We start from the raw sequence: 17,732 nt of genomic DNA on the forward strand, positions 1-17,732 counted from the left end.
ACGCAGAGGGGCCCTCCGGTGCGTACGTACCGGAGGGCCCCTCCGCTCACTCCTCGGGATGCTCCTCCTCCAGCCGCGGCGCGATGAACCGCCCCATCGGCAGGACGTTGCGCCCCCACGTCGATGCCAGGATCTGGCCCGCGAGGAGGTACAGCGCGCCCGCCGCGGCCAGCAGGCCCGACCAGCCCGTGACGCGGTTCCAGCCGACGCTGCCCGTGAAGCCGACCACCGTCATGCCGATGAAGGCGAGCAGGACGCAGGTGAACGTGAAGAGCAGGGCGATGTGGATGCGGCACGCGCCCAGCCAGAGCACGAAGACCACGAACACCCACGGCAGCGTGAACAGGCCCATCGTGTCGCCGCGCAGCGACGGATCGAGGGTCGGCGTCACCCACTGGAGCATCAGGCCCTTCGCCATCCAGAAGAGCCCGAACGAACCGAAGACCGTGGCGTGCCAGGTGTCACCGCGGTGCGCCTGGAAGAGCCCGGCCAGCAGCTGCGCGAGACCGCCGATGAAGAAACCCACCATCGGCAGCACGGAGTGCGAGAGCTTCTCCGGGAAGACCCCCGCGTCGATCCCGGTCGCGATGACCGTCACGACGATGAAGCCGGTGAGGCCGAGCGGCCCGAGCTGGGCCTGCGCGGACGGCTCCATCCGCTTGACGGAGAGGGCCTGGGCGAGCGGGCCCGAGCGGTTCAGGAGGTTCATGCGGACGCCTCCTCGGCGGCCGTCCCACGCTCCTTCTCCAGCTCCTTCTTGTCCTGCCGTACGAAGGCCATGACCAGCGTCACCGCCGCCGCGCCCACCGCCCACGCGGCCAGGGTCAGGAACGCTCCGCCGGCGCCGTTGCCCTTGAAGTACGCGATGGAGCGCGCCGCGAAGGTGCCCGCGCCGGGCGGCAGGACGGGCCCGATGTGCTGCCAGAAGCCGGGCAGCAGCGGATACGGGTAGGCGCCGCCGGCACTCGGGTTGCCGAGCACCACGACCAGCAGGATCGCGAGCCCGATGCCGACGATCCCGGCCAGGCCCTGGAACGAGAGTGTGATCGCGCCGACCGCGAAGACCAGCAGGGACCCCAGACCCCAGAACGCCATGACACTGCCCGGCAGCGCGTCGAGGATCGGCCCGGCGATCACCGCGCCGAGCAGCCCCGCCACCACCGCGTACACGGCCATCGTGGCCAGCCGGATCACCGCGCGCGCCGGGTTCGCGGGCTTGGCGCCCGCGCTGATGGCGAGCGCCGAGGCGCAGAGGTAGCCGCCCACGCACCAGCCGACGACGAGGTAGAACGAGGACAGACCGCGGGCGTCGCCGGCGGCCTCGGGTACCACGTCGACGACCTTGAGGGTCCGCTTCTGCGCGCCCTCGACCTTGACCATGACCTCTTCGAGCGCCTGCGAGAGCGAGGCGCCCGCACCGCCGGCCACCAGAAGCCGGTCCTCGGTGCCCGTCGGGCTGATGATCAGCGCGCCGTCCACGCCGCGGTCCTTGATCCGGGCGACCGCGTTCGCCTCGGAGCTGCTGGCGCTCGGCTTCAGCGGCTTGCCCGGTAGCTGCTTCAGGCGCTCGACGGCCTGGTCGGTGGCCGCCTCCATCCGCTTCTTCGCCGCGGCCGCCTGCGCCGGGTCCGCGGCGGCCTCGGCGGCGGGCGCGGCCACCGCTACGGCGATCGGGATCTCATGCGGTTTCGGCTGGTGGAACGCGCCGATGTACGAGGCGATGAAGGCGAGCTGCACGGCGAGCACGCCCAGGACGAGCAGGGCGGTCCGCAGACTCACCGCGTCCTTCAGCTCATGCAGGAATCCGGTGCTCGGATCGCGGTCGAGTCCTCCACGTGGGGTCATGTCCCCACGCTCAGGCCCGGTGGGGTGGGGCGCAGAGGTGGCGGGGCCGATCGGGTGACGAGGCGGGCCGGGCTCCGGGGGACGGGCACTGTTCGAATCCGGTGCGCGGCCGGGCCGTGTCCGCCGCGGATCTTCCTCGGATCCGGTGAGGAAATTCACCCAGGGCGTACGGGAGGGCCGATCTCCTTGCAGGGAACGGGAGTTGGGGCTCGGGCGGGTCACCGGGACGGGTGGGGTGTGCGGAGACGGCGGTGCGTCGCCTTGCGATATTCGCACGGTTGTTCGATCCTCAAGGTATGGCGTCAGCAGTACCGGTCCTCAGCAGGGACGATGCACGAATCGGCACCGGATTCCCGGTGGCTTCCGAGCTGGAGTCCCTGCTGCCCGGAGGCCGTCTCCAGCCCGGCTCCGCCGTGAGCGTGGGGCCGGATCTGCCACTGCTGCTCGCCCTGGCCGCACCGGCCGCCACCGAGGCGGGCGCGTGGGCGGTCGTCGGGCTGCCCCAGCTCGGGGTGCTCGCCGCCGAGTCGATGGGCCTGGACGTCGGCACCGGACTGTGGGTGGACCGGCCCGGCAGGCGCTGGCCCGAGGTCGTGGCGACGCTCGCCGAGGCCGTGCCCGTGCTGCTGCTCGGCCCGCTCGGACCGGCACCCGGCCGGCAGGGCCGGCGCCTTGCCGCCGTGCTGCGCCGCAGCGGAGCGGTGCTCCTGACCACCGGGGCCTGGGAGGGCGCCGGGCTGCGGATGGCGGTGACCGCGTCGCGCTGGGAGGGCGTCGGCGCCGGGCACGGGCTGCTGCGGGCCCGGCGCGTCCAGGTCTCGGCCACCGGGCGAGGGGCGGCGGGCGGGGCGCCGCGCAGCGTCCGGCTGTGGCTTCCCGGGCCCGACGGGCGGGCCTGCCCCATCGATCGCCCCGACGACCACTCCGTCGAGAACCCCCTCGAAAGCCCTCTCGAGGGCACCCCTGAAACCCCTCGTGCCGTGGACACCCCGGCCGGTGAGCCCCCCGCCGCGCCCGCCGGTGAGGTGCGCCGCGGCGGTCTGCACGTCGTCGGATGAGTGCCATCGAACGCGTCGTCTGTGTGTGGTTGCCCGACTGGCCCATCGTCGCCGACGGCAGCAACCCCGAGGGGGCACGCGCGACCGCCGTCGTCGCCGGCGGGAAGGTCGTCGCCTGCTCCGCCGCCGCCCGCGCCCTCGGGGTGCGGCGCGGGATGCGGCTGCGGCAGGCGACCGGCCGGGCGCCCGGGCTGCGGCTGTCCGAACGGGACGTGGCAGGCGAGGCCCGCTGCTTCGAACCGGTCCTGCAGTACCTGGAACAGCATGTGGCCCCGCGCTGGGAGGTCGTGCGGCCCGGGCTGCTCGTGCTGCCCGCGCGCGGGCCCGCCCGCTACTTCGGCGGTGAGCAGGCGCTCGCCGACCGGATCACCGAGGCGGTCGCCGCGGTCGGGTTCGCGGCGCGGGTCGGTGTCGCGGACACCGTCTTCGCCGCCGCGCTCGCCGCCCGGCAGGGCCGGATCGTGCCCGCCGGGGGTACGCCGCGGTTCCTCGCCCCGTATCCCGTGGGCGTGCTCGGCCGGCCGGAGCTCGCGGTGCTGCTCTCGCGGATGGGGCTGGCGACCCTCGGCGCCTTCGCGGCGCTGCCCGGCACCAAGGTGACCGCCCGCTTCGGCGCCGACGGTGCGGCCGCGCACCGTACCGCCCGCGGTCTGGAGGCGCGCGGTCCGAGTACCCGGGCACCCGGGCAGGACCTCACCGTCGCGCACGGCTTCGAACCGGCCGGGACGCTCCTCGAACCCGTCGCGTTCGCGGCGAAGGAGCTCGCGCGACGGCTGCACGAACGGCTCGCCGCGGCCGGCGCGGTGTGCGCGCGGATGGAGGTCGCGGTCGAACTCGCCGGCAGCGGCGGTCAGGGAAAGCGGCTGACCCGTCTGTGGCGGCACGAGGGCAAGCTGTCCGAGCTCGCCGTCGCCGAGCGGGTGCGCTGGCAGCTCACCGCGTGGCAGGAGACGGGGGCGCTCACCGACGACGGCGGTGAGGCCGCCGGGATCGTCCGGCTCGCGCTGCGCCCGGAAGGCCTGAGCGCGGCGACCGGGCGGCAGCAACTGCTGTTCGGCGGCCGGTCGGCGACCGCCGAGATGGAGGCCGCCGCGGCCAGGCTGCAGGCGATGCTCGGGCACGACGCCGTGACCCGGGTCGAGTCCGGGGGCGGCCGCGGGCCCGCCGAGCGGGCGATACGGGTGGCCTTCGGCGACGTACCGCCCGAGAGCCGGCTCCCCGACGGACCCTGGCCGGGCCGGCTGCCCGCGCCCTACCCCGCGTGGGTGCCGGACCGTCCGGAGCGGGCTCAACTCCTCGACGCACAGGGCGATTCGGTGGCGGTCTCGGCCCGGCTCGTCCTCTCCGCACCGCCGGCCCGGCTGCTGGTCAAGGGCCGGCGGCCCGCGGCGGTCCAGGGCTGGGCAGGCCCCTGGCCGGCTCTGGAGCAGTGGTGGAACACGGACCGCGCCCGCCGCCTGATCCGCATGCAGGTCGTCACGGAACCGGGCCCGGCCTGGCTTCTCGTCCTCGAACAGAGCCAGTGGTGGGCGGAGGCGCACTATGGCTGAACTCGCACGGGCGGGGGTGCGCCGGGGCGGGTTGCAGGGTGGGTGGGGGCGGAGGTTTCCCGGGCCCGGGCGGGTGCGGGGCTCCGTGGGGCGGCGCGTCCGGGTGGGCGCGGAGGTATGCCCGGTCCGGGGCGCGGAGGTACGCCCGGTCCGGGCGGGTGCGGTCATGGGCGCTCGGCGTGCGGGCGCGGCGCGAGAGGTGGCCCGCACCCGGTGCGGGTTCCGGTGTCCCGTGGAAGCGGGCGCCTGCATGCCGGCCCTCCACGCGCTCCGCAGGCGTGTCCTCCGGCGGGAGGTGAGCCATGGGTAAGGTCCTGCGGCTGCCCACCCGGGGTCCTGCCGTTGTGCCCGAACCCGTGGAGTGGGCCGAGTTGCATGCGCACTCCTCGTTCTCGTTCCTGCAAGGGGCCTCCGACCCGGAGGTGATGGCCGAGGAAGCGGCGCGGCTCGGGGTACGGACCCTGGCCGTGACCGACCGGGACGGGCTGTACGCCGCCCGGCGGCTGGCCTCCGCCGCCAAGCGGCACGGGCTCGGAACCGTCCACGGGGCGGAGCTTGGGCTGCCGGAACCGTACGGCCAAGTGCTGGTACTGGCGCGGGACCTGGAAGGCTTCTCGCAGCTGTCCGCGCTCATCAGCGCCGCCCAGCTCGCCGGCGCGAAACAGCAGCCCGTGCACGACCCGGCGCGGCTCGCCGAGGCCGTACGGGACGGGCATCTCGCGGTGCTCACCGGCTGCCCCGAGACGGACGCCGACCGGCTCGGCACCCTCATCGGCCTGCTCGGCCCCGACCATCTGCACGCCGAGCTGATCGACCACGCCCTGCCCACCGACTCCATGCACAACGACGCCCTGTACACCGCCGCCCGGCGGCTCGGCCTGCCGGTCGTCGCCTCGAACGCCGTCCACTACGCCCGCCCGCGCGACGCCCGCCTCGCCCAGGCGCTCGCCGCGCTGCGCCGCCGCGAGGACCTGGACCACGCGGCGGGCCATCTGCCCGCGGCCCCCACCGCGCACCTGCGCGCCCCCGACGACATGGCCCGGCGCCTGGCCCGCTACCCCGGGGTGTTCGACGCCACCGTGCGGCTCGGCCACGCATGCACCATCGACCTCTCGGAGCTCAAGCCCGAACTGCCCGGCTTCCCCGTGCCGCCCGGTCACACCGAGATGTCGTATCTGCGCGAGCTGGCGACCTCGGCCGCCGAGCGCCGCTACGGGCCGCGCGCCGCCGCGGACACGGCCTGGCTCCAGCTGGAGAAGGAACTCTGGACCATCGACCGGCTCGACATGGCCGGCTACTTCCTCATCGTGTGGGACATCGTCCGCTGGTCCGACGACCAGGGCATCTGGTGCCAGGGCCGGGGCTCCGCCGCCAACTCCGTCGTCTGCTACGTCCTCGGCATCACCGCCGTCGACCCCATCAAGCACCAGCTGCTCTTCGAGCGCTTCCTGTCCCTGGAGCGGGCCGAGACCCCCGACATCGACATCGACTTCGAGAACGCGCGGCGCGAGGAGGTCATCCAGTACGTGTACGAGCGCTGGGGCCGCAGCCACGCCGCGCAGGTCGCCAACATCATCACGTACCGCCCCCGGCTCGCCGTCCGTGACGCGGCCCGGGTGCTCGGCTATCCGATCGGCCGGATCGACGAGATGACCCGGCACATCCAGCACCACGAACCCCCGGGCGAGGACTCCGGCGTCCCCGCCGACGCCCTCGAACTGGCCGCCGAACTCGCCGGGCTGCCCCGCCATCTCGGCGTCCACTCCGGCGGCATGGTGCTCACCCGCCGGCCGATCGGCGAGGTGATGCCCGTCGAGTGGGCCACCGCCGAGGACCGCAGCGTGCTGCAGGGCGACAAGGAGGACGTGGACGAAGCGGGCCTCGTCAAGATCGACCTGCTCGGTCTCGGCATGCTCTCCGCCCTGCACACCGCCTGCGACCTGATCGCCGAACACGAGGGCAGCGTCTACGACTTGGCGTCCATACCGGCCGACGACCCGGCGGTGTTCGAGATGATCGCGCGCGCGGACACCGTGGGGCTCTTCCAGGTCGAGTCGCGCGCCCAGATGTCGACGCTGCCGCGGCTGCGGCCCCGTACCTTCCAGGACCTCGTGGTCGCCGTGTCCCTGATCCGGCCCGGTCCGATCCAGGGCGGGTCCGTACACCCGTATCTGCGGCGCCGGGCCGGGAAGGAAGCGGTCACGTACCCGCATCCGCTCGCCGAACGGGCACTGAAGCGCACCCTCGGAGTCCCGCTCTACCAGGAGCAGATGATGCTCCTCGCGATGGACTGCGCCGGCTTCGGACCCGGCGAGGCGGACACCCTGCGCAAGGCGCTCGCCGCCAAGCACGCCCCCGAGCGGGTCGCGGAACTGCGGCGGAAACTGCTGGCCGGGATGGCCGAGCGCGACATCCCGGAGCAGGCCGCCGAGGAGCTGTACACGATGATCCAGGCGTTCTCGGGCTACGGCTTCCCCGAGTCGCACTCCCAGTCGCTCGCGCACATCGTGTACGCCTCGGCCTGGCTGAAGCTGTACCACCCGGCGGCGTTCATCGCGGGTGTCCTGGCCAACCAGCCCATGGGCTTCTACGCACCGCTCACCCTCATCGGCGACGCCCGCCGCCGCGGCGTCCGGGTGCGCGGTGTGGACGTGACCCGCTCGCGGCTGCACGCGGGTCTCGAGGCCGACGAGGGCTCCAAGGGCGGCTGGGCGATCCGGCTCGGTCTGAGCGGGGTGCGGGGGATGCCGGACGCGGCGGCCGAGGCGGTCGTCGCCGGGCGCCCGTACCGCGACCTGGAGGACTTCGCCCGGCGCACCCGCCTGCCGGCGAAGGTCCTGGAGAACCTCGCGACCGCCGGCGGGCTCGTCGCGTTCGGTGTGGACCGGCGCGAGGCGCTGTGGGCGGCGGGGGCGCTGGCGGGCGCGGACGAGGGCTATCTGCCGGGCACGACGGCACCGCCCGAGGCGCCCGAACTGCCCGCCATGACCGTGGTGGAGCAGACCTTCGCCGACCTGTGGGCCACGGGGGCCAGCCCCGACAGCCACCCCGTGCAGCATCTGCGCGCCCATCTGGAGGCCTGCGGTGTGGTGACAGCGGCCGAGGTGCGCAAGCTGCCGGACGACACCCACATCACGATCGGCGGCCTCGTCACCCACCGCCAGCGCCCGCCCACCGCGAAGGGCACCTGCTTCCTCAACATCGAGGACGAGACCGGCATGACCAACGTGATCGTGCCGCCACCGGTGTGGGACGCGCACATGAAGCTCGCCGTCGACAACGCGGGGCTGCTGATCCGCGGACGCATCGAACGGGCCGACGGGGCGGTCAACTTGGTGGCCCGCAGCCTGGCGCCGCTCGTCGTGACGACGCCCACGCGGGGGCGGGACTTCCGGTAGGGCTCGTGACCGCGGCTTCCCGCTCACCTCAGCATGCGCCGCAGCGCGTACCCGAACACCACGTGCCCGGCCCGGGCCGTCGCCCCGTCCAGGAAACGGGGGAGGCGGGTGACGCGCAGGTCCTCGCGCCAGATGACGTACGAACCCGTGCCGCGTACCGCCGGACGGACCTCGATCTCGGCCCAGCCCGTCAGGGCCGTGCCCGTCTTCGTGAGGCGGCAGCGGGCAGCGGGGGACGGCGGTTGCCAGACGCTGATCTCCATCGGGTCGTCGAAGCCGAGACGGCCCAGGCCGGTGCGGGCCACGAAGCGGGTGCCCGCGCGGTTGGGGCCGTCCGTGAGGATCGTCGTGCGGGTGAACGGGATCAGCGCGGCATGCGCCTCCCAGTCCGTCACCCGCCGCCAGGCCTCGGAAACGGTCAGCGGGGTGCGGTGGGCGATACGGAATTCGGGCACGCCGGGATCGTAGGCGCTGTGGTGCTTCGCCCAGGGGTGCGACCTCAGATGTTGCTCAACGGATGGACGAAGGGCGTGTGAAGGGTTCGCACGGGGAGCATCATCGCTGGACTTCTGGTCCGTGCGGCGGGGATGGGGGCAGGCGCATGATGCGTGGGGGCATGGCGCGTGGGGTGCGGGTGGTGGCGGTGGCCACACTGTTTGCGGTGAGCGGCTGTACGAGCGGGGCGGGCGGCGCCGCGGTGCGGCAGCCGTCCGAGCCGGTCCCGGTGAGCCATGAGCAGGCCGTTGCCGTCCTGCGGCAGACCGTGGAGCGGGCGGTGTCGGCGGACAGTGCCGCGAAGTTCTGCGTGGTCGCGTATCAGCAGGGGCCGTGCGAGGACACATGGGAGACCGCGGCCCAGGAGTGTCTGAGGCCGGGCGGCATGCCGCGGGTGGTGCGCAGCGCCGACGTCCCGGCGACGGTCACGGGGCATGCGTCGACGGACGGCGGACGGGTGCTCCTGCTCAAGGGGCGTACGGCGGGCGGCAGTTCGTACGTGTCAGAGTTCTTCGTCACCGGGGCGGAGGGCCGGCCGATGGCCTCGGTGGGCGTCTACTGGTCGGGCCTGGGACTGGGCGGCTCCCCGCTGGGGGACGACGTCACCGTCATCCCCCGGCCGGAGTGCGCCTGAGAACACCCCGGACACCCCACCGCCACCACTCCCTGAGGTGGGGGAGGAGCGGTGGCGGTGGGGCCGGCGTCCGAGGGCCCATGTCCCGTGGCCCCAGGAGTCTGGGTCGCCGGTGTGGGGGGTGGTTCAGGGGTGCCGGCGTCAGCGGCTGTGGCGGCCCGTCGAGACGCGGCGGCGGACCGTGGCGAAGAGCAGCGCCGAACCCATGGCGAGCACCGCGGCGCCGCCCATCGCGATGTACGGGGTCGTCGAGTCACCGCCCGTCTCGGCGAGGTTCTCGTCCGCGGCCACGGGCTCCTCGGCGGCACCGGCCGCCTCGGGCGCGTTCTCCTGCGGGGCGGCGGACTCCGCGCCCGTCTCCGCGTCCTGGTCGCCGTGGCCGTTGTGCTCGACCGTCGACTCGTCCTGGCCGTCGGCGATCTGCTCCTCGCTCGGCGCGGCCGGCTCGTCGGCCTTGTCGGTGGCGGACGAACCGCCGCCCGCCGAGCCGTTGTCCGCACCGAAGACCACGTCGGAGCAGGTGTAGAAGGCCTCCGGGGAGTCCGAGCGCTGCCAGATCGAGTAGATCAGGTGGCGGCCGGAGCGCTCCGGGATGTCACCGGAGAAGACGTAGTCGCCGTTCTCCATCTTCGGGTCGGTGGCCGACGCGAACGGCTTGGCCTCCAGGTCCGACCACTTCAGCGGCTTCGAGGGGTCGTACCCCTCCTTGGTGATGTACAGGTCGAACGAGCCCTTGTGCGGGGCCGTGCCCTTGTAGCGGAAGGTGTGGCTGCCCGCGGAGAGCTTCGAGGACGGCCAGTCGCCGCGCGCCAGGTCGAGGCCCTTGTACTTGTCGTTGCCGGCGCTGCACAGCTTGCCGTCGGGGATGATCTCCTTCGACTTCCCGGCGGCGTTGGCGATGTTGACACCGTTCCAGTCGTAGAAGGCCTGCGCCCCGGACGCGGCCACGGCGGCCTTGCACGCCGCGGAGTCGGGCGACTCCGGACCCTCGGCGTAGCAGGCGGCGACACGGCTCACCGGGTCCGTCATCGAACCGTGCGCGGACGCCGGGGATATCGCCAGCGCCGTGAGCGCGAGCGGGGCGGCGGTGGCGGCTGCGGCGTAGGCGACCTTGCGGCGAGCAGACATGGGCGGAACTCCTTGAGCGGGTACGTGGGGTGTGGGGGATACGGGGCGGGTACGGTCCGTCGGTACGGCCCCCCGAATCTCGCGGTACCGACGGTCCGAACCCGCCCCCTACCTCATGCGCCGAGCGGGACAACCCCCTTCGGCGGACATGAAGTTAGCCCCTGGGATCCACGATTTCGCCTGCTGAGGCCCCCCTGCGGTGATCCTTATGGTCGCTTTAAGGAACGGCTCAGAGGCGGTTAAGCGCGCGCCTCGGATGTCCGTTACGTGCGGGGCGCGTGAGGCCCCTGTGAAGCAGCACGGGCCGGGGGGCCGGGGTCAGGCGGTGAACTCCGCGGCGTGCTCGCGCGCCCACTGCGCGAACGTACGGGCGGGGCGGCCCGTGACCCGCGCGACCACGTCCGTGACCGTGCGGCCCTCGACCGGGGTGTCGCGGTAGACCATGACAAGGAAGTCGATGGTCTCGGCCGGCAGCCCGTTCGCCCGCCACTGCTCGCGCGCCTGCTCCTCGCTCAGCTCGACGAGCCGCACCGCGCTGCCGCGCGCCGCCGCGATCGCGTCCACCTTGTCCTGCAGCGAGAGCACCTCGGGCCCGGTGATGACGTACTCCTGGCCGGCGTGACCCGGCGAGCGCAGCGCCTGCGCGGCCACCGCGCCGATGTCGGCCTCGTGCACCATCGCACTGAGCCGCCCGGTGAAGGGCTCGCTGACCGTGCCGTCGGCGCGGATGGAGTCCGCCCACTCCCGTGCGTTGGACATGAACTCCACCGGCATGATGACGGTCCAGTCGATCGGGCCGGACCGTACGACGTCCTCCAGCGGGCTCGCGCCACCGCCGTGCAGCACGGTGATCCGCTTCACCCCGGCCTTCCGGGCGAGTTCGAGGATCTGCGGCCCGGTCTCCAGCGGGGCGAACAACTCACCGCCGAACGTGATCAGATGGACCGCCTCGACGCCGTCGAACGCGGACACCAGACTCTCCGGATCCGTCAGATCGCCGCGCACCGCCTCGACGCCCTCGGGGAAGCCGGCCCGCTCCGGGGTGCGGCTGAGCGCACGCACCTTCTCGCCGCGGGCGAGAAGCTGCTCCACGATCTGCCGGCCGACGCTGCCGCTGGCTCCGGTGACGAGGATGGTCATGGCGGGCTCCTTCAAAGAGGGCTTCGAGGTCGTTTCCGGACCTGCTGACAAGACCACCGTAGGAAGCCTTCAGGTCAGCTACGGTCCTCAATGAAGGAGGGCTTCGGCAGACTTCGGGAAGGGTTCAGCCGACCCACCGGTAACGCCGCTCGGGCCGCCCCGTCCCCCCGTACTTGAGGGTCACTTCGGCCCGGCCCGTATCCGCGAAGTACTCCAGGTAGCGCCGGGTGCTGACCCGCGACAGGGCGCCGGCCTGGGCGCACTCCGTGGCCGAGAGGCCCTCGGGGTGGGTGCGCAGGACGCGTTCGACCAGCTCCGCGGTGTGGGGCGCGAGGCCCTTGGGGAGTTCGCGGGAGCCCGGCGGGCGAGTGCCGAAGATCTGGTCGACGTCCTCCTGGCGCGCCTCGGAGAGCGTGTCGAGGCGGGTGCGCAGGGCCGCGACATGACGCAACTGCTCCTGCAGCGCCGCCTGGTTGAACGGCTTGATCAGATAGTGCAGCGCCCCGGCGCGCAGCGCCGAGCGGATGACCTCCGCATCGCGTGCGGCCGTGATGAAGAGCGCGTCGACCGGCGTACGGGCGGGGTCCCTCTCCTCCGCGGCGCGCAGCTCCCGCAGCACCGAAATGCCGTCCATGTCCGGCAGGTACACATCGAGCAGTACGAGATCGGGGCGCACGCGCTCCGCCACGCGCAGGGCCTCCGCGCCGCTGTGCGCGACACCCGCCACGGTGAATCCCTCCATGGCGGTGACACAGCGGCTGTGCAATTTGGCCACCATGAAGTCGTCGTCGACCACAAGGACCGTCGTAGCGGGGGTCTGCGCACTCATCGGCGCAGGTTAAGCGCGTGGCCACAACGACCACAACGTCCGTTGCTTGCGGAAGAGAGACAGGTTGTTAACGCCCGGGCAACATGTGGGCCACCTCACACAACTCCCCAACCCAACCGACAGGTGGTGGCACGCGTGCGTCTGCGCACTCCCCTCGCCCTGCTCGGGGCCGCGCTCCTCGTCCTCGGGGTCCCGCCGCTGCTCTCGGCCGGCGACACCGACGACGGATCCAAGATCCCCCGGCTGCGCTTCATGGTCCCCAACACCCCCGGTGGCGGCTACGACGTCACCGCCCGCACCGCCGCCAAGGACGCGGAGGACGCCGGCCTCTCGCACGGCATCGAGGTGTTCAACATGCCCGGCGCCGGCGGCACCGTGGGCCTGGCCCGGATCGCCGAGGACAAGGGCAACGGCAAGCTCGCGATGTCCATGGGCCTCGGCGTCGTCGGCGCCGCGCGCTCCAACCACTCGCCGAAGACCCTCGCCGACACCACCCCCATCGCCCGGCTCACCGAGGAGCAGGACGTCGTGGTGGTCGCCAAGGACTCCCCGTACAAGACGATCGACGATCTCGTCACGGCCTGGAAGAAGGACCCGGGCAAGCTGCCGGTCGGCGGCGGTTCGGCGCCCGGCGGGCCCGACCACCTCGCGCCGATGCTGATGGCGCGGGCCGCGGGCATCGAGCCCAAGGACGTCAACTACATCCCGTTCGACGGCGGCGGCGAGCTGCTCGCCTCGATCCTCGGCAACAAGGTCGCCTTCGGCGTCTCCGGCGTCGGCGAGTACCTGGACCAGATCAAGTCCGGCGAGCTGCGGCTGCTCGCCGTCACCGGACCGGAGCGCGTCCCCGGCCTGGACGGCCCGACGCTCATGGAGTCCGGCTACGAGGTCAACTTCACCAACTGGCGCGGCATCGTCGCCCCGCCCGGCCTCGACGAGGACGAGCGCGGCAAACTCGTCGACTTCTTCGAGCAGCTCCATGACTCGCCCGAGTGGAAGAAGTCGCTGAAGACCAACGGCTGGACCGACGCCTTCCTCGCGGGCGACGAGTTCGGCGACTTCCTCGACGCGGAGGACAAGCGCGTGGTGTCCGTACTGAAGGAGCTGGGGCTGTGACCGCCACCGTCGAACCCCCCGAGGCCGAGGCGCCCCGCAAGTCCTGGCTGCGCGAGCACTCCGAACTCGGCGTGTCCGTGCTCCTGCTGGCGCTCGGCGTCCTCGTCCTCAGCGACGCGCTGACGATGCAGGTCGAGATCGAGCAGCGCGGGCCGATCGGCCCGAAGACCGTGCCGATCGTCGTCGGCATCGGACTCCTGGTCATCGCCGTCCTGCTCGCCGTCGACGTGCTGCGCGGCGGCCGCGGCGAGGCCGAGGGCGGCGAGGACATCGATCTGTCCGAACCCGCCGACGGGCGCACGGTACTGCTGCTCGCAGGCGTCTTCCTCGCCTTCGCGGTGCTCATCGGCCCGCTCGGCTTCCCCATCGCGGGTGCGCTGCTCTTCTGGGGCGCCGCGTTCGCGCTCGGCTCGCGGCGGACCGACCGCGACCCGCTCATCGCGGCCGTGCTCTCCGTCGTCACGTATGCCGTCTTCAACAACCTGCTCGGGGTCCCGCTGCCCGGCGGCCCGCTGATCGGAGCGCTGTGACATGAACGCTCTCAACTCCCTGATGGACGGCTTCGGTACGGCCCTGACGCCCATCAACCTGCTCTGGGCCGCCATAGGCGTGCTGCTCGGCACCGCGATCGGCGTGCTGCCCGGCATCGGCCCCGCGATGGCGGTGGCGCTGCTGCTCCCCGTCACGTACGGACTCGACCCGACCGGCGCGTTCATCATGTTCGCGGGCATCTACTACGGGGCCATGTTCGGCGGTTCGACCACCTCGATCCTGCTCAACACCCCAGGCGAATCAGCCGCCGTGGTGGCCGCCATCGAGGGCAACCCGATGGCCAAGGCGGGACGCGGCGCGCAGGCGCTCGCGGCCGCCGCGATCGGGCACTTCGCGGGCGGCATGGTCGGCACGATCCTGCTCGTCGCGCTCGCCCCGAAGATCGCCGACCTCGCCGTGGACATCGGCGCCCCGGACTACTTCGCCATCATGGTCCTCGCGTTCATCGCGGTGACCTCCGTGCTCGGCTCCTCCCGCATCCGCGGCCTCGCCTCGCTGCTCATCGGTCTCACCATCGGCCTGGTCGGCCTCGACCAGATGACCGGCCAGCAGCGCCTCACCTTCGGCTCGCTCCAGCTCGCCGACGGCGTGGACGTGGTGATCGTCGCAGTCGGCCTTTTCGCGATCGGCGAGGCCCTGTGGGTCGCGGCCCATCTGCGCCGCACCAGTGGTGAGGCCATCCCGGTCGGGCGGCCCTGGCTCGGCAAGGCGGACGTGAAGCGGTCCTGGAAGTCCTGGCTGCGCGGCCCGGTGATCGGCTTCCCGTTCGGCGCGATCCCGGCGGGCGGCGCGGAGATCCCGACGTTCCTGTCGTACGTCACCGAGAAGCGCCTGTCCAAGCACAAGAACGAGTTCGGCAAGGGCGCCATCGAGGGCGTCGCGGGCCCCGAGTCCGCCGCCTCCGCCTCCGCCGCGGGCACGCTCGTCTCGATGCTCACCCTGGGCCTGCCCACGACCGCCGTCGCGGCCGTGATGCTCGCCGCGTTCCAGCAGTACGGCATCCAGCCGGGCCCGCTCCTGTTCGACCGCGAGCCGGAGCTGGTGTGGGGCCTGATCGCCTCGCTGTTCGTCGGCATGGTCCTGCTGCTCTGCCTGAACCTGCCGCTCGCGCCCCTGTGGGCCAAGCTGCTGCGCATCCCGCGCCCGTACCTGTACGCGGGGATCCTGTTCTTCGCGGGCGTCGGCGCGTACGCGGTGGCCGGTGAGGCCATCGACCTGGTGATCCTGCTGATCATCGGCCTGCTCGGCTTCGGTATGCGCCGCTACGGCCTGCCGATCCTGCCGGCCGTCATCGGTGTGATCCTCGGCCCGGCCGCCGAACAGCAGCTGCGGCGCGCGCTGCAGATCAGCGACGGCAGCGTCAGCGGCCTGGTGAACACACCGTTCTCGGTCACGGTGTACGTCGTCATCCTGCTGCTGCTCGCCTGGCCGCTCCTGAAGAAGCTGGTGCTGCGGCGCCGGAGCACAGCGGAAGGTGACGCCTCGCAGTGAGGCAGTGACTCTTCGGTACGAGACGGGGTGCGGGGGCCGGATGGCGCTCGCACCCCGTCCGCATCCCTAGGTCTCCGGCCACCAGGTCTTGTGGATGTCCTCGCGCACTTCCGGGCGCGGACCCACCCTGCGGCGGTCTTCCTCGAAGCGCTCCCGCTCGCGGCGGAGCGCGGGCTTGGTGATGGGCTTGCGGATCGTCTGGCGGCGCATGGGTGGCCTCCTCGAGTCGCCCGGGTGCGGTCTGCCGTGCGTCGTTGGTTCACTCGGTTACGACCCGGGCGAGGAGCCTTACTCATCGCCGCCCGGTTTGTCTGTGGTCCGTGTCACGCTCCCTGCCTGGGTTCTTCCCTTACACGTCCCGGGTTGACGCTTCCGTATCACGATGTGGGACGGCGCCCGCGGGGAGCGATGTCCTTGCAGCGTGCGGGGGTTGGGGCCGCGGGAGCGGTCCGGCTCGATTGTCAGTGGCGGCTGCGACGATCGCCGTATGAGCGAAACACAGCGGGAAACAGTCGCCGGGTGGGGCCACGGCGTCGACTGGGACGCGGCCGCCGCCTCCTTCGACGAGGAGGCGGACCACGGGCTGCGCGACCCCGCGGTCCGCGCCGCCTGGGCGTCCCGCCTGGCGGCCTGGCTGCCGCGCAGGCCGTCCGATGTGCTCGATCTCGGCTGCGGTACGGGAAGTCTGTCGCTGCTCGCGGCGGAGCAGGGGCACCGGGTGACCGGGGTGGATCTGTCCGCACCCATGGCCGAGCTGGCGCGGGCGAAGCTCGGCGGGGCGGCGGAGGTCCTTGTCGGGGATGCGGCCCAACCTCCCGTGGGGGAGCGGCGGTTCGACGTCGTCCTCGCCCGGCATGTGCTGTGGACCTTCCCCGATCCCGAGGCGGTGCTGCGGCACTGGAGCTCGCTGCTGCGGCCCGGCGGGCGCCTCGTGCTCGTCGAAGGGGTCTGGGGCGGGGCGGGCCTGCCCGTCGAGCGGATCACCGAGGCGCTCGCGCCGCTCGCGCTCAGGGTGGCGGCCGAGGACCTGTCGGCGGACGCCCGCCTGTGGGGCAAGACGGTCGACGACCTGCGGTACGCGGTGGTGGCCCGGCACACCCCGCCGCGCCACCGGGAGATCGTCGACGTCCACCTCATCGTCCGCCGCGGCGCCGAGGTGCTGCTCGCGCGGCGCGCGGACACGGGATACGCGGACGGGCTGTGGAATCTGCCCTCCGGTCACGTCGAGGAGGGCGAGGACGTCCGGGCGGCCGTCCTGCGCGAGGCCCACGAGGAGGTGGGCCTGGAGCTCGCCCCGGCCGACGTACGGGTGGCCGCGGTGATGCAGCACCGCGGCCCGGGCGGCAGGACCCGCACCGGCTGGTTCTTCGAGACGACGACCGGGGCCACCCCGGTCAACCGCGAGCCGGACAAGTGCGACGCCCTCCGGTGGTTCCCGCTGTCCGCCCTGCCGGACGGGATGGTGGCCTACAACCGGGCGGGCATCGAGGCGTACCGGACGGGCGAGCGCTTCGTGCTGCACTGGCAGGAGGACGGGGACCCGGTCGAGCACTCGGCGGACCGCGACCGCTCCGAGGCGCTGCCGCCCACGGAAGCCGGACAGATCCATCACATCGAGCTGTGGACGGCGGACCTCGCCGAGGCCGAGCGCTCCTGGGGCTGGCTGCTCGGCGAGCTCGGCCATCTCCCGTACCGCAGCTGGAAGTCGGGCCGCAGCTGGCGCCTCGGCAGCACCTATGTGGTGCTCGAACAGTCCGGTGACCTGACGGGCGACCGCCACGAACGCACCGCCCCGGGCCTCAACCACCTCGCGTTCCACGTACGCGACCGGGCAGCGCTCGACGCCCTGGTGGCGGGCGCCTCGGCGCACGGCTGGTCCCTGATGTACGCCGAGGACCATCCGTACGCGGGCGGACGGCAGCACTGCGCCGCGTATCTCCAGGACACGCTCGGCCATGAGGTCGAGCTGGTCGTGCCCGGGCCGGACGGGGGCGCCTCCTAGTCGAGCAGCGTCGCCAACCCCGTGAGCTGGGCGACCACTTCGAGCTCGTCGAGCGCGCGGAGGGCCTCCTCGGCGGCCCGCGGGTCGTGCTCGGCGAGACCGCTCGCGGCGAACTCGTCCTCGTCGAGCCGCAGCACGGTCGCCCCGTCCGCCGAGACCCACAGGTCCAGGTCCAGGTCCTCGACGACAAGCTCACCGTCATCGAGGACCGCGGGCCGGGTGATGTCGCAGTACCAGCCCTTCAACGCGCCCTGTGCGGTACGGACTTCCTTCACCGCGTACCAGCGGTTGCGCCAGAAGTGCTCGGTGAAGACATCGCCCGGCTCGAAGCGTACGAAGCCGAAGTCCCGTACGCCGTCGGCCGCCCAGGGCGCGCGGACCGTCACCTGCGTGCCGTCGTCCGCGAGCAGCAGCGCGGGATAGCGGATCTTGGTGCGGCCCGCCTTGCGCAGATGCACCTTCAGCATGTCGTCGGCGGGCGCACCGCTTACGGG

Annotated in this window: 16 protein-coding genes; 8 read left to right on the top strand and 8 right to left on the bottom strand. The window is 72.8% G+C overall.

The window, feature by feature from the left end; translation table 11 throughout:
- Positions 1-46 precede the first annotated feature (46 nt).
- Positions 47-709, bottom strand: coding sequence for an acetate uptake transporter (locus ACIBI4_RS10615; RefSeq protein WP_399203316.1), 663 nt, complete (start codon positions 707-709; stop codon positions 47-49).
- Positions 706-1,845 (bottom strand): DUF3533 domain-containing protein, encoded by a 1,140-nt coding sequence (locus ACIBI4_RS10620; protein ID WP_399203317.1) that lies wholly within the window; start codon positions 1,843-1,845, stop codon positions 706-708. Before ACIBI4_RS10620 ends, ACIBI4_RS10615 begins: the two co-directional genes overlap by 4 nt.
- 356 nt (positions 1,846-2,201) lie before the next feature.
- On the opposite strand from ACIBI4_RS10620, the gene ACIBI4_RS10625 reads away from it, so the two are divergent.
- The 3 genes from ACIBI4_RS10625 to ACIBI4_RS10635 all read left to right on the top strand — a co-directional run bounded on the left by ACIBI4_RS10625 (position 2,202) and on the right by ACIBI4_RS10635 (position 7,851).
- Positions 2,202-2,903, top strand: a complete 702-nt coding sequence (locus ACIBI4_RS10625) for a hypothetical protein (RefSeq protein ID WP_399203318.1) — start codon at positions 2,202-2,204, stop codon at positions 2,901-2,903.
- Complete coding sequence (locus ACIBI4_RS10630; protein ID WP_399203319.1) at positions 2,900-4,453, top strand: DNA polymerase Y family protein; 1,554 nt, start codon at positions 2,900-2,902, stop codon at positions 4,451-4,453. The genes ACIBI4_RS10625 and ACIBI4_RS10630 overlap by 4 nt, the downstream gene beginning before the upstream one ends.
- A 302-nt stretch (positions 4,454-4,755) precedes the next feature.
- Positions 4,756-7,851 carry an error-prone DNA polymerase gene (locus ACIBI4_RS10635; protein ID WP_399203320.1) on the top strand — a complete coding sequence of 1,032 codons (3,096 nt, stop codon included), beginning with the start codon at positions 4,756-4,758 and terminating at the stop codon, positions 7,849-7,851.
- 23 nt (positions 7,852-7,874) lie between these two features.
- Here the strand turns inward: ACIBI4_RS10635 and ACIBI4_RS10640 are convergent, their stop codons facing one another.
- The gene (locus ACIBI4_RS10640; protein ID WP_399203321.1) at positions 7,875-8,306 is read right to left on the bottom strand and encodes an SRPBCC family protein; all 432 of its coding nucleotides are present in this window, start codon (positions 8,304-8,306) and stop codon (positions 7,875-7,877) included.
- Positions 8,307-8,494: 188 nt separating this feature from the next.
- On the opposite strand from ACIBI4_RS10640, the gene ACIBI4_RS10645 reads away from it, so the two are divergent.
- Positions 8,495-8,980, top strand: coding sequence for a hypothetical protein (locus ACIBI4_RS10645; protein WP_399203322.1), 486 nt, complete (start codon positions 8,495-8,497; stop codon positions 8,978-8,980).
- 141 nt (positions 8,981-9,121) lie between these two features.
- On the opposite strand, the gene ACIBI4_RS10650 is transcribed toward ACIBI4_RS10645, so the two are convergent.
- The 3 genes from ACIBI4_RS10650 to ACIBI4_RS10660 all read right to left on the bottom strand — a co-directional run bounded on the left by ACIBI4_RS10650 (position 9,122) and on the right by ACIBI4_RS10660 (position 12,077).
- Positions 9,122-10,108: a lytic polysaccharide monooxygenase gene (locus ACIBI4_RS10650; protein ID WP_399203324.1), complete on the bottom strand. Its 987-nt coding sequence runs from the start codon at positions 10,106-10,108 to the stop codon at positions 9,122-9,124.
- A 318-nt stretch (positions 10,109-10,426) separates the two neighbouring features.
- A complete protein-coding gene (locus tag ACIBI4_RS10655; protein ID WP_399203325.1) occupies positions 10,427-11,248 on the bottom strand; it encodes an NAD(P)H-binding protein in 822 nt (273 codons plus the stop codon).
- A gap of 124 nt (positions 11,249-11,372) precedes the next feature.
- A complete protein-coding gene (locus tag ACIBI4_RS10660) occupies positions 11,373-12,077 on the bottom strand; it encodes a response regulator (RefSeq protein WP_399203326.1) in 705 nt (234 codons plus the stop codon).
- Positions 12,078-12,212: 135 nt separating this feature from the next.
- Between ACIBI4_RS10660 and ACIBI4_RS10665 the strand changes: the two genes are divergently transcribed.
- From ACIBI4_RS10665 to ACIBI4_RS10675, 3 genes are read left to right on the top strand one after another with little or no spacing between them, the layout of a single operon-like run.
- Positions 12,213-13,193, top strand: a complete 981-nt coding sequence (locus ACIBI4_RS10665; RefSeq protein ID WP_399203327.1) for a Bug family tripartite tricarboxylate transporter substrate binding protein — start codon at positions 12,213-12,215, stop codon at positions 13,191-13,193.
- A complete protein-coding gene (locus ACIBI4_RS10670) occupies positions 13,190-13,723 on the top strand; it encodes a tripartite tricarboxylate transporter TctB family protein (RefSeq protein ID WP_399203328.1) in 534 nt (177 codons plus the stop codon). The genes ACIBI4_RS10665 and ACIBI4_RS10670 overlap by 4 nt, the downstream gene beginning before the upstream one ends.
- A 1-nt stretch (position 13,724) precedes the next feature.
- On the top strand, positions 13,725-15,236 hold the full coding sequence (locus ACIBI4_RS10675; protein ID WP_399203329.1) for a tripartite tricarboxylate transporter permease: 1,512 nt from the start codon (positions 13,725-13,727) through the stop codon (positions 15,234-15,236).
- A gap of 66 nt (positions 15,237-15,302) precedes the next feature.
- Here ACIBI4_RS10675 and ACIBI4_RS10680 read toward each other — a convergent pair whose 3' ends face one another.
- On the bottom strand, positions 15,303-15,446 hold the full coding sequence (locus ACIBI4_RS10680; RefSeq protein WP_399203330.1) for a hypothetical protein: 144 nt from the start codon (positions 15,444-15,446) through the stop codon (positions 15,303-15,305).
- A 277-nt stretch (positions 15,447-15,723) separates the two neighbouring features.
- Between ACIBI4_RS10680 and ACIBI4_RS10685 the strand changes: the two genes are divergently transcribed.
- A complete protein-coding gene (locus ACIBI4_RS10685) occupies positions 15,724-17,238 on the top strand; it encodes a trifunctional class I SAM-dependent methyltransferase/NUDIX hydrolase/VOC family protein (RefSeq protein WP_399203331.1) in 1,515 nt (504 codons plus the stop codon).
- Here the strand turns inward: ACIBI4_RS10685 and ACIBI4_RS10690 are convergent.
- Positions 17,235-17,705, bottom strand: a complete 471-nt coding sequence (locus ACIBI4_RS10690) for a DUF402 domain-containing protein (protein WP_399203770.1) — start codon at positions 17,703-17,705, stop codon at positions 17,235-17,237. The genes ACIBI4_RS10685 and ACIBI4_RS10690 overlap by 4 nt on opposite strands.
- Between the last annotated feature and the right edge of the window lie 27 nt (positions 17,706-17,732).

Origin of the sequence: Streptomyces sp. NPDC050418, assembly GCF_044458745.1 — a bacterium.
GTDB lineage: Bacteria > Actinomycetota > Actinomycetes > Streptomycetales > Streptomycetaceae > Streptomyces.